Below are 21,127 nucleotides of genomic sequence, written 5' to 3'. Positions count from 1 at the left end.
GGGTTGGGCGCTGCGCGCCCCAACCGGCCAGCCTTACCAGCCCAGATCCAGCTCGATATTGCCGTCCTCGTTCAACTGGACGCGGCGGCAGCCGGGCTGCGGGCCGGTTGGCAGCACCAGCTGGCCGGCCATCTGGTTGAACAAGCCGGTCGCCGCTTCGCCGAACCCGGCCACTACTTCCTGCTGCAGTACCGCCAGGCTGGCGGGATTGCCTTCCCATTCGTTGCTCAGCTTATTCATATTAAGCAGGTGGCCCAGCGCATCGGACACCATATACATGCCCACCACGCCCGAATCAGTCGCTGCCGGGGAACGCTTGGGGGTCACCGTCACGCGGATCGCGCCATGGTCGTCGGCCACGAACTGCAGCCGCATCGCCCAGTGCATGGTGCAGCGGGCCCAGCCCTTGCCCAGGTTGACCTTGCGGTTGAACAGCGCCATCTTCTGGCTGGCGCGGTCCCACTCGTAGCGCATCAGCGAGCTGTACAGGTCAACCGTCAGGCGCGGCACGCCCATGCTGTCGGGCTGGGTGGACACCGTGACGCTGAACTGCAGGTCTTGCTCCGACTCCCGCACGTGGGACAGGCGGTTGCCTTCGCGCCAATGCAGCAGCACGTGGTCGCGGTAGCCCCAGCCGCTGGCGTTGGGCACGAACACGGCGCGCGAGGCATTGTCCATGGTGGCCGACACGCCGGATTTCTCATTGAACGACTCTTCGCGGTTCAGCGCGCCGTCCGGCGCCACGCGCAGGTTGCGGTAGTCCGGCAACTGGGTCAGGCGCTGCTGGATGGGCTCGATCAGCAGCGGCTTCAGGAAACGCTTGAAAAACACGTCGCGCGACAGTACGGCGCGGGCGGCGCAGCCAGGCGCATAGCCAGGGCGCAGCGTCGCCAGGCCGGGCCCGCCGGCGGCGCCACGGCCGTCCGAGCTGGCCTTGCGGCCCAGCATGTGCAGCAAGTTCAACGTGCCCGCCGCCGCCACGCTGACGCTGCCGGCCTGCAGCCTGCTCAGCGCATCCTCGCCCGGGCAGGCGCGCACGGCCGCGTAGCCGAGCACGAACGGCGTGCCGGTGTCGGCCAGACCGCGCAGCCAGGCGCCGATGGCGTTGACAAAATTGCCAGCCAGAACCGGATCGTCGGTGCCGAGGCGGGTGCGCGCCGGATCGGCGTGCAGCAGGTCGCCATGGTCGAAATCCAGCGCCAGCGCGTGCAGGCGGTAGCGCGTGTCGTCAAAACGCATGAGCGCCCGGGCGCAGTCCGGGCTGGCGTCCTTCATGGCGTCGCCGAGGGCGACCGGTTCCAACTGCAGCTTGACATTGAAAGTCAGTTTCCAACCTGCAACAGACTGCTTGCGCACGTTGGCGCGATTGACCGTGCCGTCATAAAAACTCATGTTTCCGCTTGTAAACAGCAATTCCAGGCTGGCATTGCGCGGCGCGCCGGCGTCCAGCGTCAGGTGCGGGACCGCCAGGCGGACCCGGTCGGCGTCCGGCCCGCCTATCATCAGGCCCGCCGCTTCAAGGTTACCAACCAGGACTTCGGACGGCAGCTTGCCCGCCTTTTGCAAGCCGAAAAGCTGGGCCCGCAGGGTTTCCGGCGCCAGCGCCCAGACCAGATCGTAGCCGCCCAACGCTGCCGGCGCGTGCAAAGCCGAACCCTGCGGCGGGAGGCTTAGCGTGCGCATGCCTCCGGCTTCGACGGCGTTGCTAAAGGTAAACATGGATACATTTGACATCTTATATTCTTTCTTGAGGAAATGCTAATATCTAGCCTGATTGCATGAATGTACTGTAATGTTGATTACCTTCCGGCGCCTTCCTGAATTCTTCCGGATACGTAAGGCATTGATTTTTATCAAAAATTAATCTGATCATAGGCAGCACAATGAGCGACAGGGGCTTTCGCTTCGGCGAATGGCAAATCAATCCAGACAGCAATACGTTGCATAATGGAAACGAAAGTAGTCAGCTGGAACCACGTGCGATGGATGTTCTGCGCTATTTGTGCCGTCATGCCGGTGCCGTAATCCCGGCCGAAGAGCTGCTGCAAGCCTGTTGGGGCAATATGGAACTGGGCGACAATCCGGTCCATAAAGCCATCACGCAGCTGCGCCGCGCACTCGGCGATTCGAGTACGGACCCGCGCTTCATCGAGACCATCCGCAAGCGTGGCTACCGCGCCATCGCGGCCGTGGTCGCCAATGTTGCCGCTGATGAAGGCGGCTGGCTGCAAGGCTCCCCCTTCCGCGGCCTGGAAGCGTTCCAGGAAAATCACGCCGCGGTCTTCTTCGGCAGGATGCAGGCCGTGGCCCAGCTGCGCGACCTGGTGCGCAAGCAAACCACCTCCGGCTGCGCCATGGCCCTGGTGCTGGGCCCGTCCGGTTCCGGCAAAACCTCGCTGGTGCGGGCCGGCCTGCTGCCGCAACTGATGAAAAGCCTGAGCAGCGTGGCCGAACCGGTGGCGCTGGAATGCACGCTGTACCTCGATTGCGCCGACCTGGCAGAAGGCGGCCTGTTCCAGGCGCTGGCCGCCGTGCTGCTGGATACCGAGCTGGACGGCAAGCTGATGTTCAGCGGCGACAACGCCGAGGCGCTGGCCAAGCGCCTGGAGGGCGCGCACAGCGAGGCGGTAATCGAGCGCCTGCAGCTGGGCGGCCGCCGCCCGCGCGTGGGCCTGTTTGTCGACCGCCTGGAAGCGATTTTCCGCGCGCCCGGCATGAACGACGAGACCCGCGCCCGCTTTATTGCATTACTCGAGCAACTGGCCCGCTCCGGCGCCGTGCTGGTAATGCTGGCCTGCCGCAATGATTTCTACCCGGACGTGATCGCCCTGCCCGCGCTGATGGCGCTCAAGGCGCGCGGCGGCCATTTCGACCTCAGCCCGCCGGAAGGGGCGGACATCGCCCAGATCGTGCGCCAGCCCGCGCGCGCCGCCCAGCTGCGCTTCGAGCAGGACCCGGTCAGCGGCGCCAGCCTGGACGACGTGCTGTGCGACGCCGCGCGCGGCAGTCCGGATACCTTGCCTTTGCTACAGTATTGCCTTAACGAGCTGTACCGCCAGCGCAGCGAGGACGGCATGCTGCGCTTTGCCGTGTTCGAGCAGCTGGGCGGCATCGACGGCGCCATTGCCGCGCGCGCCGAACAGGTGGTGGAGGCGCTGGAACCGTCGCAGCGGGCGGCCCTGCCGCATGTGCTGTCGCTGCTGGTCGACCTGTCCGAAGAGCAAGGCGCGGTCACCGCGCGGCGCGCCGCCTGGTCCTCGCTGCACGGTGCCGAGGCGCAGGCGCTGGTGCGCGCGCTGGTCGAGGCGCGCCTGTTCGTCAGCGAGCTGGCCAGCGACGTAGCCAGCTTCGGCGTCACCCATGAGGCGCTGCTGCGGCGCTGGCCGCGCGTGGCCGACTGGATCGAACAGCACCGCCACGCGCTGCAGGTGCGCACCCGCATCGGCTACGACGCCGAACGCTGGGCCGCCGCCGGCCGCCCGCGCGACCTGCTGCTGCCGCGCGGCAGCCAGGTCAACCAGGCGCGCGCGCTCCTGGACCTGGACGGTTTCACGCTGGCGCCGCTGGAACAGGAATACGTGCGCGTCTCGGTGCAAGGGGTCAAGCTGGCCGAACGCATCAAGGTGGCCATGATGGCGGGCGTGACGCTGCTGGCGATACTGGCCGTGATCCTGGGCATCGCCGCCCGCAACGCCGAGCGCGACGCCGAGCAGCAGCGCACCGAGGCCGAAGGCCTGATGAGCTATATGCTGGGCGAATTCGTCGAGAAATTGCGTCCGCTGGGCCGGCTGGACCTGCTCGATGGCATCAGCGGCCGCGCGCTGGCCTACCTGTCCTCGGCCCAGAACACGGATGCCGGCCCGACCACGCTGTCGCAACGCGCCAAGGCGCTGCATGTGATCGCCGAGGTGAATATCGCGCGCTCCAACCTGACCAACGCCACCGAAGCCTTGCAGGCGGCGCACGCCATCCTGCTCCGCCTGCAGCACACCGACACCGATCCCAAGGCGCTGTACAAGGCGCTGGGCGCCAATGCCTTCTACCAGGGCCAGATCCATCTGCTGCGGGGGGAACTGGAACCGGCCGAAAAGTTCTTCATCGAATACCGGCTGCACAGCGACAGCCTGGCCGCGGCCGCGCCCGACGACAGCGAGAGCTGGATCGAGCAATCGTATGCACACAGCAACCTCGGCGCGCTCGCCATGCGGCGCAGCAACTACGCGGCCGCCGCCGACTCGTTCGACAGTTCCGTACAGCTCAAGCAGAAGGCGCTGGCCGCGCAGCCCGGCCACCCCAAATTGCCGGCCGACCTGTCCAACACCCTGTCCTGGCTGGCGGACGCGAAAAGCAAGCTGGGCCTGCTGAACGAAGCCAAAGCGCTCTACCAGCGCGAGGAAGAACTGCTGCTGCCGCTGCATTCATCCGCCCCGAGCGACGCGCTGTGGACCTATCGCATCGCCAACGCCATGGCATTCCAGAGCGAACTGCTGCTGGCGATGGGACAACAGCACGAGGCGCGCGTCAAACTGCGCAACGCCGAAAGCCTGATGCGCGAGGTGGTCAAGCTGGACGCCAGCAACCGCCACTGGCAGGTCAACCTGTACGCGGCGCAAAGCAAACTGTACGCGCTGGACAGCGAACTGGGTAACGCAGCCGAGAGCCTGCCGAAACAGTTGGCGCTGCGTGAAAAGCTGGCCTCGCTGCCCTCGCCCGACCGGAAGCCGCCCACCGACCGCATGCTGCAGGTCACCGCCTTGGCTCAGCAGGCGCTGGCCACCACCCAGCTCCAGCTCGGCAAACTGGGCGATGCGCGGCGCAACCTGGCCGACGCCACCGCCATTCTGGAACAGCTATACGAGAGCAACAAAAAAACCACCCAGCCGGTGCCGCCGCTGGCGACCGCGCTGCTGATGCAGGCGGACCTGGAGCGCGCGGCGGGCGATGGCGAGGCGGCGCGCGCCGCCTGCCTCAAGGCGCAGCAAGTGCTGGGCAGCTTGGCCGAACACAGTTTCGACTACGCATTGCTGGCCCCCCACGTGCGTGCGCACCTGTGCACCGGCAACGCTGCGGCGGTGGCGGAACAAAAAGCCAGGCTGCAGCGCATCGCTTACCAGGAAACGCATTATGTGCGCGCACTGGCCGCGTCCGCCGGCAAGGCTAGCCCATGAACAACATGTTTTGTAGCAGCAGTTTCGCAGATGCGCCGCAACGCACATCTGTTTTCCGAGCAGTTCCCATCGTCGTTTTTTAAGGAGTACACCATGCAATCGATCTTCTCCGTACTGAGCAGCGCCTTCTCGACCAACGCCGCGCCGGTGGCCACCACCGCCATGCGCGAACTGTCCACCGCTGAAGTGACCGCAGTCGCCGGCGCGCCGGAACTGGGCCATGACCTGGTGCCGTACGCGGCAGCCACCATCACGGTCGCCGCCAAGGCCTAAGCACGCAGCGCGCCAGCCAGCCTAGCCAGCCAGCGCGTTCAACACCAGCCGGGCCGCCCTCGGGCAGTCCGGCTCAACCCCGCACATTTTATGGCATCCGCGTATGAATAGCCTGTTCCGGCAACAGGCCATTACCCACAAGACCCACAGATTTCACGGCACCGTCGTGCTTGCCCGCACCTGGAGCTACCCGGCGCTGACGCTGTTCTTTTGCGCGCTGGTCGCGGCCATCATCGTCTTCGCCCTCAATTTCGGCTTCACCCGCAAGGAAACCGTCAGCGGCATGCTGGTGCCCGAACGCGGCAGCGTGCGCCTGGCCACGCCGCAGGCCGGCGTCATCAGCCGCCTGTACGTGCGGGAAGGCCAGGCCGTGCGCGCAGGCGACCCCTTGTATCTGCTGTCAAGCGAGCGCACCAGCGCCAGCGGCGCCACCCAAGCGGCCATCAACCAGTCGCTGCAGGCGCGCATCGCCCATTTGCAGCAAGAACTGGAACAGCAAGGCCAACAGCGCGGCAACCGGGGCGCAGAGCTGGCGCAGCGCCTGGCCAACCTCCAGGCCAGCTTGCGCCAGCTCGACAGCGAACTGGCGCTGCGCCGCGAAAAAGTACAGATCATGCGTGAAGTGAGCAGCAACGTCGCCGATCTCGCCCGCGACGGCGCCGTGCCGCGCAACGCCGCCAGCGACAAGGCTGCCGAACTGGTGGAACAGCAAGCGCGCATCGCCGCGCTGGAAGTGACCCGCCTGGCGCTGCAGCGCGACATCGGTGCGCTGGCCGCCAGCCGCGCCGACTTGCCGCTGCAAAGCGGCCGCGAAGCATCGCAGTTGCAGCGCGACATAGAAGCGCTGAAACAGGCGGCCAGCGAGAGCGAAGCGCAGCGCGAACTGCTGGTGCGCGCCGACCAGCCCGGCCGCGTGGCAGCCATCGTGCTCGACCAGGGCCAGGCCGTGACGGCCGACCAGCGCGTGGCCAGCCTGCTGCCGCAGGACAGCGCGCTGGAAGCGGAGCTGTATGTGCCCACCCGCGCCGCCGGCTTCATCCGTCCCGGCACCGCCGTGCTGCTGCGCTACGATGCCTTCCCCTACCAGAAATTTGGCCAGTTCACTGGCCAGGTGCGGGAAATTTCGCAGGCCACCGCGCCGCTGGGCGAGCTGCAGCGCGCCGGCGGCCACGCCACGGCCGCCACCGGCGCACCCGGCATGCCCACGCTGGGCGCGGCCGAACCTGTTTACCGCGTCCGCGTCCGGCTCGACGCGCAACAGATCAGCGCCGCGGGCCAGCGGCGCGCCCTGATGCCCGGCATGCAGCTGGGCGCCACTTTGGTGCTGGAACAGCGCACCTTGGCCGAGTGGGCGCTGGAACCGCTGCTGGGCATGCGGGGCCGGTTATGAAGAAAGCAACAAGAAGGCAAGCCGAATGATCAATCTGGGATGGCGCCGCAAGGCGCCGGTCTTCCTGCAGACGGAAGCCACCGAATGCGGCCTGGCCAGCCTGGCCATGGTGGCCGACTACCACGGCTACCGCACCGGCCTGGCCGCGCTGCGGCTGCGCTTTCCGATTTCGCGCAAAGGCGCCACGCTGGAGAGCCTGATGCGCATCGCCCGTGCACTCAAGCTTGAGAGCCGGCCGCTGCGCCTGGAGCCGGCCAACCTGCCGGAACTGGCCCTGCCCTGCATCCTGCACTGGGACATGGACCATTTCGTGGTGCTGGTGTCGGTCTCGGCGCGCCAGGTGGTGATCCACGACCCGGCCGTGGGCCGGCGCAGCATGACCCTGGCCGAATTCGGCAAGCATTTCACCGGCGTGGCGCTGGAATTGCGCCCGGCCTCCGACTTCCGTCCGGCGCGCCAGGAATTGCAGTTCACCCTGCGCGGCCTGATGGGCCATATCACCGGGCTGCGGCGTGGCATGAGCCAGATCCTGCTGCTGGCGCTGGGACTGGAGTGCGTCGCTATCGGCTTGCCATTTTTCCTGCAATGGGTGGTCGACCAGGCGCTGCTGTCGGCCGACCGCGACCTGCTGGCCACGCTGGCGCTCGGCTTCGGCCTGCTGGTGCTGATCCAGGCCGCCATCACCGCCGTGCGCGGCTGGTTCGTGGTGGCGCTAAGCACCAGCATGAATTTCCAGTGGTTCGGCAATGTGTTCTCGCATATGATGCGGCTGCCGCTGGAGTATTATGAAAAACGCCACGTCGGCCGCATCATTGCCAGCTTCGGCTCGATTGCCGCGATCCAGAAAACGCTCACCACCGGCTTCGTGCAGGCGCTGGTGGACGGCGTGATGGTGGCCGGCACGCTGGTCATGATGATGCTGTACAGCCGCACCCTGGCCGCCGTGGCGGTAGGCGCCGTGGCGCTGTACGCGCTGCTGCGCTGGAGCCTGCTGCACGCGCTGCGCGACGCCACCGCCGAGCAGATCATCCACGCGGCGCGCCAGACCACGCACTTCTTCGAAACCGTCAACGGCATCCAGAGCGTGCGCCTGTTCGGCAAGGGCGAGCAGCGCCGCGCCGGCTGGCTCAACATCCTGGCCGAGCAGTTCAACGCCGAGCTGCGCATGCAGCGCCTGCACATCAGCCACGACACCGCGCGCACCCTGCTGTTCGGCGCCGAGCGCATCCTGGTGGTGTGGCTGGCCGCGCGGGCCGTGCTCGACCATCAGTTCACGGTCGGCATGCTGTTCGCCTTCATTGCCTACCAGGACCAGTTCTCGCAGCGCCTGGGTGCGCTGATCGACAAGCTGGTGGAGTTCCGCATGCTGCGCCTGCACGGCGAGCGCGTGGCCGATATCGTGCTGACGGAAAGCGAAGCCGAAGGCCCGCACGACGCCGACGAACCGGACCTGCCGGCCGGTGCGCCCAGCCTGGAGTTGCGCGGCGTCGGCTTCCGCTATTCGCCCACCGAGCCGCTGGTATTCGACCAGGTCGACCTGAAGATCCAGCCCGGCGAATGCGTCGCCATTACCGGCGCCTCAGGCTGCGGTAAAACCACGCTGATCAAGATCCTGCTGGGCTTATTAACGCCGGAACACGGCGAGGTATTGGTAAACGGCGTACCGATCAGAAGGCTGGGATTAACCAGTTACCGCCAATTGATAGGCACGGTGATGCAGGAGGACCGCATGTTTTCCGGATCGGTGGCGGAGAATATCAGTTTCTTCGATCCCGAACCGGATTGGCAGCGTATCCGCGCATGCGCGCAGCAGGCGGCGGTACACCAGGAAATAGAAAATATGCCGATGGCTTACAACACCATTACGGGCGATAACGGCGTGGGAATCAGCGGCGGACAGAAACAGCGCATATTACTGGCGCGCGCCTTATACCGCCGTCCGAGCATCCTGGTGCTGGACGAAGCGACCAGCGAACTCGACATCGCAAACGAAAAGAGCGTCAATGCCACCATCCAGGCGCTGGGACTGACCCGCATCATCGTCGCCCACCGCCCCGAGACCATCGCCATGGCGGAGCGCGTCATCGTGGTCAGGAACGGGCGGCTGGAAGCCGAACCATGCCATATTCTGGCTGCTTCGTGCTGATTCCAGGCATGCCAGGAAGCCTGCCGCAGGAGCTGGCGATGCGCGGCGGACGGCGCCCAATTACAGCCAGGGCCCGGTCCGCCAGCGCCAGCGTGCCCGGTTCCGCACCAGATCGTGGCTGTCGGTATTGCCGAAAGAAATTAATCGGCCATTGCCGATTTTGAATTGCGCCTGCGGCACGCGCCGCAACATGTTTCAACGCCGTAAATAGAGATTCGCCGTGTTCGCCGGCGGCGGGAACTTGGCGCTTCACAGGGGAAATATTACTGCCTTGACCGCAACGGAGATGATTGGAATACCAGTCGCCGATGGCTCACAGCATGGGCATGCTTGCGCTGTGCAACAAACAACACGTTCCCACGGTTTTGCAAAAAGAGTAAGATAAGGACTCACTGTTCAGGAGGACGGCCATGAAGCAATCACTCAAGGCGGCTTTGATTTCGGGCCTGCTGTTTCCGGGGCTGGGGCAGATACTGGTACTGAAGCGCTTCGCGCGTGGCTGCATTTTCCTGCTGCCCACGCTGGCTGGCGCGCTGTACATCCTGCGCGTGGTGATGGCGCAGGTGAACGTGCTGGCCGGGCAACTGGCCAACGGCACCATACCTTTCGATATCGCCATGATCGCCCAGCAGATCGCCGCGTCGCGCACGGAAGGGCCGGCCATGACAGCCGCCACGCTGGCATGCGTACTGTGCTGGTCGGCCAGCATACTGGACGCGATATTCTTTGGCAACGATCACCACTACCACCATCCCCACCCACAGCAAGGACAATCATGATGCATGCCCGACTGGCGGCGCGCAGCTTGGCCGCCATGGCCGCCATGGCCGCAACCATGCTGGCGGTGCCCGGCGCACAGGCGCAGGGTGGCGGCATCCAGCGCACCGTGGTGCAAAGAGGCGACGTGTCGGTGCCGGGCCGCGAAGCGGTGGTGGCCACCGTGGAAGTGGCGCCCGGCGTGCTGGCGGGCCGCCATACGCATCCGGGCGACGAAGTCAGCTATGTGATGGAAGGTGAAGGAGAATTGCTGATCGACGGTCAGCCGCCGCGCAAGCTGAAGCCGGGCGACGCCTTCATCCTGCCGGCCGGCACCATCCACGACGCCCGCAACACCGGCAGCGTGCCGATGAAGCTGGTGGGGGTGTTTACGGTGGAAAAGGGGAAGCCGCTGGCCTCCCCTGCGAAATAACCGTCAGGTCAGCTTGGCCGCGTGCTCGCGCGTGGCGTGGAACTGCAGCTTAGGCCAGCGTTCCTGCGTCAGGCGCAGGTTGACGCTGGAAGTTGCCAGGTAAGCCATATTGCCGGCCGCATCGTAGGCCACGTTGTGGCCCAGCGCCGCCTCGAAGTCCACCAGGGCCTTCTTGTCGTCCGACGAGACCCAGCGCGCGCTGCTGATGCTGGTGCCTTCGAACACGGCGTCCACGCCGTATTCGTTCATCAAGCGGCTGGCCACCACCTCGAACTGCAGCACGCCGACCGCGCCCAGCACCAGTTCGCCGCCCTGCACCGGCTTGAAGACCTGTACCGCGCCCTCCTCGCCCAGCTGCTGCAAACCCTTGTGCAGCTGCTTGATCTTCAGCGGGTTGCGGATGCGCACCTGGCGGAAGAAGTCCGGCGCGAAATACGGAATGCCGGTAAAGGTCAGCAGTTCGCCTTCCGAGAAGGAGTCGCCGATCTGCATATTGCCGTGGTTGGGCAGGCCGATGATGTCGCCCGCGTACGCCTCTTCCACCTGCTCGCGCGAGGAGGCCATGAAGGTCACCACCGACGACACTTTCACCTCGCGCCCCAGGCGCAGGTGCTTGACCTTCATGCCGCGCTCGAAACGGCCCGAGCAGACGCGCAGGAAGGCAATGCGGTCGCGGTGCGCCGGGTCCATATTGGCCTGGATCTTGAACACGAAGCCGGTGAACGGCTGCTCGGTCGGCTCGACCACGCGCACGGTGGCGTCGCGCCCGCGCGGCGCCGGGGCCCAGTCGACCAGCGCCGACAGGATCTCGCGCACGCCGAAGTTGTTGATGGCGGAACCGAAGAACACCGGGGTCTGCACGCCGGCCAGGAACGCTTCCAGGTCGAACGGGTGCGAGGCGCCCTTGACCAGCTCGACCTCCATGCGTAGCTGATCCATTTCCAGCGGGAACATTTCCTGCAGGCGCGGATGGTCGATGCCCTTGATGATTTCCACCGCCTGGTCGGCGCTCTCGGAACCGGCGCGGAACAGCAGGATCTCGTCGTTCAGCAGGTGGTACACGCCTCGGAAGTTCTTGCCCATGCCGATCGGCCAGGTCACCGGCGCGCACTGGATCTTCAGCACCGATTCCAGCTCGTCGAGCAGTTCCAGCGGATCGCGGCACTCGCGGTCCAGCTTGTTCATGAAGGTGACGATGGGCGTATTGCGCATGCGGCACACGTCCAGCAGCTTGATGGTCTGCGCTTCCACGCCCTTGGCGGCGTCGATCACCATCAGCGCCGAGTCCACCGCCGTCAGCACGCGGTAGGTGTCTTCCGAGAAGTCCTGGTGGCCGGGGGTATCGAGCAGGTTGATGATGTGGTCGCGGAAATCGAACTGCATCACCGACGACGCCACGGAAATGCCGCGCTGCTTCTCGATCTCCATCCAGTCCGAAGTGGCGTGGCGGCCGCTTTTGCGCGCCTTGACCGTGCCGGCCATCTGGATCGCGCCCGAGAACAGCAGCAGTTTTTCGGTCAGCGTGGTTTTACCCGCATCCGGGTGGGAAATGATGCCGAAGGTGCGGCGGCGCTGGGTTTCGCGCGCGATCAGCGCAGGCGTCTTGCCGCTGCCGGCTGCCGGGGCGTCGTCTGGAATGTCAGGAATGCTGTTGTCGATGTCGTTGGCCATGTTCGCGACCATAACAATGGCCCCGCGTAAAACCCGTTATTTTACACGGGGCCGCCCGCCGGGGCCATCCTTGCTTCGCCGATTTGCTTAGTCGATCTTGATCCTGCGCCATCCGGCGCGGTGCGCGGCGGTCGATTCCAGCTCCACCAGCGGCCGGGTCAGCGTTTCGCCCTTGGCGGTGGTGGTGATCATCTTCAGCTCGCCCTTCGGCAGGCGTACGATGATGAAGCCGACCGCCGCCGAGGTGTTCGACAGCGTGCTGCCGGCGATGGTGCCAATCGCCGCATTGCCGTTGCACACGTCCACCGCGTAGGCATTGCTGGTGCCGCCCACCGAGCACGACGAGGACGAGGTCGGCAGGTTGGTCACCACGTTGGCCACCCCGCTCACCACTTTCGGATCCAGGTTCATGCGCTCGCCGTTGTTCAGCGCCCAGTCGAAGTACCAGCCGTCCTGGGTGACCAGGTTGACCGGGTTGCTGGTGATGGTGTAGGTGTTGATGTTGCTGCTCGATCCCTGCAGCGCCAGGGTCTGCTTGACCATGCTGTCCCCGCGCGCCGGGATGCACGGCGAGCTGGTGCAGGTGTCGGCGTCCTTCACCAGGTACAGGCTTTGCAGGTCGATATTGACGGTATCGGGCACGTCGAGCAGGCGCCCGGTGCCGAACAGCACCACCCGCTGGGCGAAATCGGTGACCGCGCCGGTGGTCTCGTCGGTGCGGCTGGCCTTGCACAGGGTTACTTCCGGACGGGTGGTGATGGGCTGCAGCGCCCCCGAGTCCGACATCAGGCGCTTGGTCAGCGCGTTGACGTCGAAGCGCCACAGCTGGCCCTGGTTGTCGCCGCCGTACACATAGGTCACGGCCGGATCGGTGGACGGATTGTTGGTGATGGCGGTGATCTTGGCCAGCCCCGACGGCGTGCTGGTGTTGCCCGAGCCGGTGTCGATCTTCTGCAGGATGACGCCGGTGGCCACGTCGATGATGAACAGGATGCCCCTGCCGCTGCCGCCGGCCACGCCGTCGGTGCCCGGCACGTTGTTGTAGCCGGAGCTGACGAACACCACCCACTGCCCGCGCCAGGTGCCGAACTGCGGGTTGCCGAAGCTCAGGCCCAGGTCGGGGTCGGCGTTGGCGCAGACGGTGCTGTCGGCGCAGGTTTCCCACAGCGCGCGCGGCGCGGTCGGATCGGTCACGTCCAGCGCGTAATAGCCGCGCCCGCCGCCGTTCAGGCCGGCCACCAGCACGGTCTTCCACACGCCGCCAATTTCCACGTCCGCCACTTCCGGCGAGCCGTCGGTGGTGAACTGGTGATTGGTGCCGTAGGTGGTGCTGGCCAGCGCGTGCAGTTTCTTCATGGTGATGCGCGGCACATAGGCCCACAGTTCATGCCCGTCCGAGGCGCGGAAGGCGTGCAGCATGCCGTCGTTGGCGGCGGTAAACACGGTCGGCACGCGCTCGGCGGTCCACTTGGCGCGGTAAGCGGCATAGCTGGCCGAGGTGTAGCCCTTGCGCGGTTCGCGCAGGTAGGCCGGCTTGGACGAGGCGATGTCGCCCAGCACGATGGGCACCGGGCCCGCCTGGCCGGCCGGCGTGTGGCCGGTCAGGCTGTAGGCGCGGAAGATCTCGTCGTTGGCATAGGTTTGCTCGCCGCGCAGCCAGTTGACCAGGTTGGCGCCGCTGTTGACGATGGCGCGGTCGGCCGTGGACAGCAGGGTGCACTGTGCCAGCGCCAGGCATTTGTTGCTGAACCAGCCCTGCATCAGCGCCGAGCCGCCCATGTTGGCATAGCGGAACTCGGTCAGCGTGGTGGTGCCGGCCGGGTCCAGCATGTAGATGGTGCGTCCGCCCGAGGTGGCTGGCGTGCCGCCGGTGCCGGCGATGGCTTGCGGGCCCACGGTGTCCGAGCTGATCCACACCGGGGTGGTGCCGACGATGCCGGTGGCCGGGTCGATCTTCTTGTCCGACAGTTCGCCGTACCATTTCACGGTGGTGAAGGTATCCGAGAAGATGTCGTTGTCCTGCAGCGAAATGTTCGGCGTGGACGTGGCCGCGGCAGCCGCCGCGCCCACCGACACCTGCATATTGGCCAGCGCCGAGGCCAGGCCCTGCACCACTTCCTTCGGTTCGTTGGCGCTGAAGTACTTGCCGTGGCCGGCAATGGCCGCATGCCACAGGTCGTCCACCCGCTCCTGCACGGTGCTGGCGGTGCTGCTGGTCTGCGGATCCGGCCATACATAGGCACCGTTGTTGTTCCACGGGCAGCCGGAGGCGGCGCCCGTGATCAGGTTGTAGAAATCGCCGCCCGGCCGGGGCGCGGTGTCGTAGTTCGGCTCATAGGTCATCACGCCATCCATGCCCAGGCCCAGCGTGTAGGTGTTCATGTGCAGGTGGGTGTTTTCGCCGCCGGCGGCCGGCACCTGGCCGGGCTTGGTCATGTCCGGTTCCAGCGACGGCCGCAGCGACACGGTGCCGGTGCTGGAGCCGCCGTTATACCAGTGCAGCGCCACGTCCGAGATCGACGGCTGGGCCTGTTCGCGGCGGTCGACGCAGCCGCGCGCCTGGGTGCAAAAGCGCGACGGGCTTTCCACATTGTCGTTGTTGACCACATTGGCGGTGGTGCTGCCGTTCCAGTAGCCGTCCGTGGTCAAGATCAGGAAATTGGGCTGGCAGGGGAACTGCACCACTTCCTGGCCGGCCGCGTATTCGTAAGGGCTGAGGTTGGCGTACATGCGGCCCACGTTGTCCATCGCCGCGCGGATCGGGGTCGAGCCGCTGGTGGTGGTGCCGTACAGGGTGCTGTACCAGGTGGTGCGCGCGCTGCCGGAAAAATCGGCCGGCTTCATGTCGATGGCGCCGCCGGCGGCGGACTGCGACAGGCGCACGAAACCGGCGCGGTAATTGCTGTTGAGGGCGGCGAACGCGATGCCGACCGAGGTCTTCATCATCTGCAGCCGGCTCTTGTAGTAGCTGTACCAGTTGGCGAAGTTGGTCATTTCCTCGTCGTAGGTGCAGGTGGCGCCGGCGCAGTCCACCCGGTCCGCCGACTTGGGATAGGTATTGCCGCTGGTAATGTTGACGCGCACAAAGGTGCTGGGCGGTTCGGTGCCCGACGAAATGGCGGCGGTGGTGGTCGGGATGGCATCGGTGACGGCGCTGGCGGCCGGCACGTAGCCGCCGCCGGCGGTGGTGCTGAAGCTGACGCCGCCGCCGCTGACGGTGCCCACCGAGGGTGTGTTGGAGTTGCCGGTGGCGGCCGTGTCGACCAGGCAGAAGCGCGTATTGCCGCTCAGCGCCGCGCAGGCGGGCGTGACGCTGTTGCCGGCCGCGTAGGCGCGGATGGTGCCGCTGGTGCCGATGTCGGCAATGATGCTGGCGGTGATCTGGGCGGCGCTGCGGTTGCGGCCCAGCGACAGGTCGCTCACCAGCGTGGTGCCGCCCCAGCTCAGGCTGGACAGCCGGGGGGTGCCGGAGTTGGCGGTGGTGCCCGACACGGTGACCGAGGCGGTGGGCGAGACGCGCGTCACGGCCGCCGTCACCGTCACGCTGGGCGCGTTGACGGTAATGCCCCAGCCGGCGCGGCTGTTGTCGGCGATCGGGATGCAGCTGGCCTGCGACTTGGTGCCGCTGCACACCACGGCGATCACCGCCACCACGTTCTCGGCCGACAGCGTGATGCCATAGCTCGAGCAGGCCGGCACGGTGGTCTGGCCGATCGGCGTCCTGACGCAGGCAAAGTACTGGTTGGTCAGGCCGGTCCGGGCGATGATGCTGGCCGCCAGTGCGCTGGCCATGGTTTGCTGCTTGAGCGCCGTATTGGTGCCGTTGGGCGCCGTCACCGCACCGCTGGTGATGGTGCGCGCGGTGCTCGGGTCCGGTATCGTGACGCTGCTGATGGTCATCGAGGCGCTGCTGGACGAGGCGCCGATGGCGATCGTGCCGAAAGCGGCCACGCCGCCGCTGGCGGTCGAATAGCGCGGGTAGATGAAGTTGCCGACGCGCTTGGCCTGGCAGTTGATCAGCGTGGTCTCCCGGCACCAGCGCACCTTCACCGGCACCGGATAGCCGGACGGCGCGGTGGCGCCGGCCGCCGTGGAGCGGCAGTTGGTCATGCTCTCGTCGGTGCAGAACTCCGCCACGCCGATGTTGTAGTAGTACGGGCTGGTCGACACGGCCGACGCGCTGCGGTAGGTGTTGTTCGGGTAGGTGTAGGTGGCGCTGTTGACGCGGCAGTCGCCGGTGTTGTCCGGGTCGCACCACTGCAGGTCGGGAAACTCGGTCAGCAGGTTGATCTCGGTGTCGCTGGCGGCGTACAGGTTGCGGTTGTAGACGCCGAAGCCGTCGCTGACGACCCGGGTCCAGCCGGTGGTGTTGGCCGAGGTCTGTTCATTGTAATAGGTGCCGTCCGCCTTGATCGGTGGCTGGTAGCGGATCTTGGGGTTGTAGTACTGGCGGTTGAAGTCGGCCGCCATGAAAGGCGGGTGGCCGACGTTGCAGGCCGTGGTGCCGCTCGACAGCTTGGCGGTGGAGCGGCACAGGTTGTCGTTCACATAGTCCGGCGTGTAGTGCTGCTCCATCGAGCCGGAATTGTCGAACAACAGCATCAGGTTGGGCTTGACGGTGCCGGTGCCGGCAATGTTCAGCAGCGGCACCTGCGCGATCTGCGTGGTGCCGGCCCAAGCGGCCGGAGCCAGGATGGCCAGCGCGCATGCCAGCCCGATGGCGTGGCGCGCGGCCCGCCTGGAAATTTGCTTGTTCATATGCGGTCCTATCGCTGCAATCTACTCTTAAAGAGGCCTCACGGGCCCATCATCACCACGGACTGCGTCACCACGTTGCCGCCGCGCGCGCCATAGATGCGCGCAGTGACCACGTAGTGCAGCTCGGGCATGTCGGCATACTCGGAACGGTCGGTCGACAGGCTGTCGCCCAGGCCGGTGGAACTGGCCACGGCCTGCTTGGCCGCCGTCAGCGTGCAGTTGTTGGCCGGCGCCGAGGCGTTGTAGGCGCCCGGCAGCATGCACATGCGGTGGATGATGTACTGCACCGTGTTGTTGGCGCCGTCGCGCACCGTGGTGGAGCCGGTCCAGAAGTCCGGATGGTTCACGCCCCGGTTGGGCGCCATGCTGGCCACGTAGCCGGCCGCAGGAATATCGGCCACCAGGGCGGCCTTGGGCTGGGTGGCCAGGAACTGGAACGCCGTGTGCAGGCCCAGGTCGGCGGCCTTGGCCAGCGCGGAGTCGTACGCCAGGTTGCTGGTGGTCATGGTGGTCGAATTGGTCGAGCGCAGCAGGTATATGCTGCTGAGCATCATCACGGCCAGCATGATCAGCATGACCGGCAGCGCGATGCCGCGTTGCGGTCGGTTCAAGGTGCTCACGTTGGCCTCCAGCCCGCGTTGCGGATAGGGATGATGGTTTCAAACACGCGGTAGCGGTAGCACTTCCAGTCCACGCTGTCGCCGGCCTGCGCCACTTCCACCGTCACCGGCACGGCCGCCACGCTGGCCGGGCTGGCGGCGGCGAACACCACCGGCTTGGCGGTGGTGGCGCTGCACTGGCCGCTGGTGGCGGACGGTTTTTCCGGCATCTTGCTGCGCGCCACCACCGCCACGCGCACCGCCGCGACGCGCTGGAAATCGCCGGCGCTGCCGGTCACGGCGTCGCCGTCGGCATTGATCATGGTGTTCGACCACTGCGCCACCTGCAGCCCGGCGGCCGGATTGAAGGCGCCGGTGGCAAAACCGTACTGCGCCTTGAGGGCCACGATGCCCTCCACCACCGTCGAGCGTGCCGCAATGGCGCCGGCCAGGTTGGCGGCGCGCAGCATCAGCACGCTGTTCTGCACCGACCAGGTATGCAGCGCCAGGTTGCGCGCCGGCCCCAGGTTGTAGACCCGCGCCACGTTGGCGCCGAACGCCGCGCCGAGACCGTTGCGGTTGTAGCGCGCCTCGTTCACCGCGCTGAAGGTCAGCGTGGTGGCGAGCGGATCGGCCGTCAGCTGCGCCAGCGCGCAGTCGCCGCCGCGCGGCTCGGGCACCACGATGACGGCGTCGCCGCTGGCGAAACCGAACGGCGCGGCGGTCGAGATGCTGAGGGTGTCGGCGCCGGCGTAGGCCGCGCTGACCCGCACCGAGCCGACGCCGGACGGCGAGCTGCCGCTATTCAGGCTGAGTTCGTCCGAGCCGTTGGCGTTGTTGCGGATTACCACCGCCGCCAGCGGCGTGATGGCCACCCCGCCCCGGTCCGCCGCCAGCAAGGCGTAGCCGGCGGTGTCGCTGAACACGGTGTTGCAGCCGGCAATCAGGTCGTCGTTCATGCCCCAGCCGGCCTGGGCGGCGTCCTCGCTGATGGAAAACAGGGCCAGCATGCCGTTCTGCATCTGGTCCGAACCGCCCAGCGACACCGCCTTGTTCTGCTCGGAATTGACGATCAGGCGGGTGGCGAACATGATGGCCAGCATGCCGACCGTGACGGCCACCATCAGTTCCACGATGGAAAAGCCGCGCGCGGCATGGGAGGGCGTGTGCGGGCGCATCAGGTGGCCCTCGCAATGTAGGAGGTCAGCACGTGGCGGTTTTCGGCCGCGCCGGTCTTGCGTGTCCAGCGGATGCTGATCACAACCATGGTGGTGGTGGTGTTCTGCTGCGCCAGCTGGACCGATACGATGGCGCCCGGGATCTGCGCCTTGGTGTCGGCCAGCCAGGGCGCCACGGCGGCGCCGGGGGTGGCGTTCTCGGCCAGCGCGTAGTTGGCCAGGTTGGGCAGGTCGTTGCTCATGATGCCGAACAGCCGCTCGCCGGCGATGGTGGCCTCGGCGCGCATGCTCGCGTCCGACAGCGCCGAATAGGAACGCGCCTGCAAGCCCACCGTGCCGAGCAGGCCGATGGCCAGGATCACGATGGCGATCAGCGCTTCCAGCATGGCCACGCCGCGCTGGCGCTGCGGCCGGGACAGGCGCCGGGCCGGGCTGGTGGACCGGATGGCGGGCCGGGTGGCGGGCCGGCACAGGCGGCCGGAGGCAGGGCCAGGGGGGCGGTGCAGTCTCATGGCGGGCTCACGGTGGGCAGGCGCGCGAATCCGGCGCGCTCAGCAAGGGGTTGCATTTGATGGCCAGGCCGGCCAGCGACACGGCCACCGCCACCGGCGGGATGCCGGCGTTTTGCCCGGCCGGATCGAGGCGGATGCGGCTCAGGCGGTCGGCGTAGCCGGTGTCGACCCAGCCCAGCGACGTGAAATACACGGCCGAGGCGCCTTCCGGTTCCAGCCGCGGCGCCAGCAAGTCGCTCTGCGGCAGCGCGTCGGCCGGGCGCAGCACCGATTTGTAGCCGTTCGCGCCTTCCGGGTCGAGCGGCGCCACCTCGGTGGTGGTGGACCAGGTGCCGCTGCTTGCCGAGCAGGGCACGCCCGGCGCCGGGAAGCACAGGTCGACCTGCCAGTCCATCTGGCCGTTGTTCAGGTTCGGCGTCAGCACGATGCGGCTGGCGGCGTTGTGCAGCACCGCCTGGCGGCGCGCCATGGCGAAGCCTTCGGCATAAAATTCGCCGGCCGAGATCACCTTGTTGCCGCTGATCCAGTTAACCATGCTGGGGATGCCGACCGCCGCCAGCACCGCCAGGATCACCAGGCCCACCATCAGCTCGATCAGGGTGGTGCCGCGCTGGCGCGCAGCAGGACGCGGCCGGGGGCGTGTCAATTGCTGCATAAGCCGCCCGCCCGGTCTACCCAGCAGTTGCTGCTGGTGCCCCACTCCGGGGTGGCGGTCGTGGCGCGGCCGCCGTTCTGGTCCACCGTGTAGGAAAAGCCGGCCGCCTTGCCCTTGCCGGTGGCCGTGATGACGTAGGCCGAGGCCGACGCGCTGGACAGCGAATAGTCGAAATTGGCGGTGGAGCCGGGGAAGGTGGCGGCGTCGCCAAAGCCCTCGTAGCTGCGGGTGTTGGCCCAGAACTGCTCGGCGGCCGGCTGGGCCCCGCCCAGCGAGGTGAACGCCTCGGTCAGCCGGGCCCGGGTCACGTACTTGGTGTAGGCCGGCAGGGCCACCGCAGCCAGGATGCCAACCACCGCCACGGCGATCATGACTTCGATCAGCGTAAAGCCCTTGTGCGTGCGTTTCATTCTGGTGCGCTCCCGGTTATGTTGTCGTACGTCATGACAGCATGGTAGCGTCCCTAGCTTGCATTTCCCTGAAGAAATACTGACAAAACCCTGACAAGTGCACAGTAGCGCACTCGCGCGCCGTCACGGGCGCAGCTGGTGCACCGGGAAACGCACCGAAAACAGCGCCCCCTGCCCGCCCGCCGGGCTGGCGACGGCGATGCGGGCGCCATGCGCGGCCGCGATGTCGCGCACGATGGCCAGGCCCAGCCCGCTGCCGGCTATCGTGTCGTCCAGCCGCACATAGCGCCGGAACACCGCCTCGCGCAGCGCCGGGGCGATGCCGGGCCCGGAATCCTCCACTTCCAGCACCGTGCCGCCGGTCAGCGCGCCGCCGCCCTCCTCCCCCGGCCGGCAGCGCACCGTCACCGTGCCGTGCGCCGGCGTGTAGCGGATGGCGTTGTCGACCAGGTTGTCGATCAGGTCGCGCAGCAGGAAGCGGTCGCCCAGCACGCTGGCGTGCTGCAGCTCGAAGCCGATGTCGATCGCCTTGCGCGCCGCCTGCTCGACGAAGTGCTGCACCGTCTCCTCCACCAGCGCGTCCAGCGCCAGCGGTTCCAGCCGGGTCTTCTCGAAATGGCTGGGTTCGGCGCGCGCCAGCGCCAGCAGCTGGTTGGTCTGCCGTATCATGCGTTCGGTCGACAGCTGCATCAGGCGGATCGAATGCGCGGTATCCGGCTCGGCGTGGCGGTTGCCCAGCCATTCAAGCTGGGTCTGCAGGCCGGCCAGCGGGGTGCGCAACTGGTGCGCCACATTGGCAAGGAAGTCCTGCTGCGCCTGCGCGCCTTCGCTGACGCGGGCCAGCAGGCCGTTGAAGGCATGCACCACGGGCGCCAGCTCATAGGGCACGTCCTCCTGCTGGATCGGCGCCAGCTGGTCGCCGGCGCGCGCGTTCAGGCCGGCGCGCATGCGGTCCAGCGGGCGCAGGCCGTTGGTCACGGAAAACCAGATCAAGCCCACGCACGCCAGCGTGAACAGGCCGTCCAGCAGCACCAGCGCGCGGAAAATCGCCTGCCGCACCTGGGTGCGCTGGCGCAGCGTGCGCGCCACGCCGACATAGGCCGGCGCGGCTGCGCCGCCGGCGGCGGCCACGCGCAAGGTGCCCACGCGCACCGCCTCGCCGCGCATGGCGCCGTCGT

16 protein-coding genes are annotated in these 21,127 nt (G+C 67.0%); 6 read left to right on the top strand and 10 right to left on the bottom strand.

Translation table 11 applies throughout. The annotated features are described in order from the left end of the window. Positions 1 to 33 precede the first annotated feature (33 nt). Both AC6H42_RS01505 and AC6H42_RS01500 read right to left on the bottom strand, forming a co-directional pair. Positions 34 to 1,734 carry a hypothetical protein gene (locus tag AC6H42_RS01505; protein ID WP_497547250.1) on the bottom strand — a complete coding sequence of 567 codons (1,701 nt, stop codon included), beginning with the start codon at positions 1,732 to 1,734 and terminating at the stop codon, positions 34 to 36. 119 nt (positions 1,735 to 1,853) lie between these two features. Further along, complete coding sequence (locus AC6H42_RS01500) at positions 1,854 to 2,090, bottom strand: hypothetical protein (RefSeq protein WP_162249927.1); 237 nt, start codon at positions 2,088 to 2,090, stop codon at positions 1,854 to 1,856. On the opposite strand from AC6H42_RS01500, the gene AC6H42_RS01495 reads away from it, so the two are divergent. From AC6H42_RS01495 to AC6H42_RS01470, 6 genes are all read left to right on the top strand, one after another. After that, positions 1,983 to 5,168 (top strand): nSTAND1 domain-containing NTPase, encoded by a 3,186-nt coding sequence (locus AC6H42_RS01495; protein WP_497547249.1) that lies wholly within the window; start codon positions 1,983 to 1,985, stop codon positions 5,166 to 5,168. The genes AC6H42_RS01500 and AC6H42_RS01495 overlap by 108 nt on opposite strands. A 93-nt stretch (positions 5,169 to 5,261) precedes the next feature. Then, positions 5,262 to 5,441 carry a hypothetical protein gene (locus AC6H42_RS01490; RefSeq protein ID WP_157201060.1) on the top strand — a complete coding sequence of 60 codons (180 nt, stop codon included), beginning with the start codon at positions 5,262 to 5,264 and terminating at the stop codon, positions 5,439 to 5,441. Between the two features lie 103 nt (positions 5,442 to 5,544). Continuing rightward, a complete protein-coding gene (locus tag AC6H42_RS01485) occupies positions 5,545 to 6,831 on the top strand; it encodes an HlyD family secretion protein (protein WP_497547248.1) in 1,287 nt (428 codons plus the stop codon). A gap of 25 nt (positions 6,832 to 6,856) precedes the next feature. Continuing rightward, positions 6,857 to 8,977, top strand: a complete 2,121-nt coding sequence (locus AC6H42_RS01480; protein WP_497547247.1) for a peptidase domain-containing ABC transporter — start codon at positions 6,857 to 6,859, stop codon at positions 8,975 to 8,977. Between the two features lie 410 nt (positions 8,978 to 9,387). Beyond that, the gene (locus tag AC6H42_RS01475) at positions 9,388 to 9,756 is read left to right on the top strand and encodes a hypothetical protein (RefSeq protein WP_057157024.1); all 369 of its coding nucleotides are present in this window, start codon (positions 9,388 to 9,390) and stop codon (positions 9,754 to 9,756) included. A gap of 35 nt (positions 9,757 to 9,791) precedes the next feature. Next, a complete protein-coding gene (locus tag AC6H42_RS01470) occupies positions 9,792 to 10,166 on the top strand; it encodes a cupin domain-containing protein (RefSeq protein WP_157201107.1) in 375 nt (124 codons plus the stop codon). Positions 10,167 to 10,169: 3 nt separating this feature from the next. On the opposite strand, the gene AC6H42_RS01465 is transcribed toward AC6H42_RS01470, so the two are convergent. The 8 genes from AC6H42_RS01465 to AC6H42_RS01430 all read right to left on the bottom strand — a co-directional run. Then, positions 10,170 to 11,837, bottom strand: coding sequence for a peptide chain release factor 3 (locus AC6H42_RS01465; RefSeq protein WP_057157323.1), 1,668 nt, complete (start codon positions 11,835 to 11,837; stop codon positions 10,170 to 10,172). Positions 11,838 to 11,924: 87 nt separating this feature from the next. Further along, positions 11,925 to 16,595: a PilC/PilY family type IV pilus protein gene (locus AC6H42_RS01460; protein ID WP_497547246.1), complete on the bottom strand. Its 4,671-nt coding sequence runs from the start codon at positions 16,593 to 16,595 to the stop codon at positions 11,925 to 11,927. A gap of 38 nt (positions 16,596 to 16,633) precedes the next feature. After that, positions 16,634 to 17,215, bottom strand: coding sequence for a pilus assembly PilX family protein (locus AC6H42_RS01455; protein WP_229418288.1), 582 nt, complete (start codon positions 17,213 to 17,215; stop codon positions 16,634 to 16,636). Continuing rightward, positions 17,212 to 18,372, bottom strand: coding sequence for a PilW family protein (locus AC6H42_RS01450; RefSeq protein ID WP_057157022.1), 1,161 nt, complete (start codon positions 18,370 to 18,372; stop codon positions 17,212 to 17,214). Before AC6H42_RS01450 ends, AC6H42_RS01455 begins: the two co-directional genes overlap by 4 nt. Then, positions 18,372 to 18,884, bottom strand: coding sequence for a prepilin-type N-terminal cleavage/methylation domain-containing protein (locus tag AC6H42_RS01445; protein ID WP_157201059.1), 513 nt, complete (start codon positions 18,882 to 18,884; stop codon positions 18,372 to 18,374). The genes AC6H42_RS01450 and AC6H42_RS01445 overlap by 1 nt, the downstream gene beginning before the upstream one ends. A 7-nt stretch (positions 18,885 to 18,891) precedes the next feature. Next, positions 18,892 to 19,539: a pilus assembly FimT family protein gene (locus AC6H42_RS01440; protein WP_057157021.1), complete on the bottom strand. Its 648-nt coding sequence runs from the start codon at positions 19,537 to 19,539 to the stop codon at positions 18,892 to 18,894. Continuing rightward, a complete protein-coding gene (locus AC6H42_RS01435) occupies positions 19,527 to 19,949 on the bottom strand; it encodes a type IV pilin protein (protein WP_057157020.1) in 423 nt (140 codons plus the stop codon). Before AC6H42_RS01435 ends, AC6H42_RS01440 begins: the two co-directional genes overlap by 13 nt. 123 nt (positions 19,950 to 20,072) lie before the next feature. Beyond that, positions 20,073 to 21,127: sensor histidine kinase (locus AC6H42_RS01430; protein ID WP_497547245.1), on the bottom strand; the 1,055-nt coding region annotated here is incomplete at its 5' end.

This window comes from Massilia sp. NBRC 108631 (genome assembly GCF_059704565.1).
Note: the sequence above shows the minus strand (reverse complement) of the source record. Positions and strands in the feature narration are given on the sequence as shown.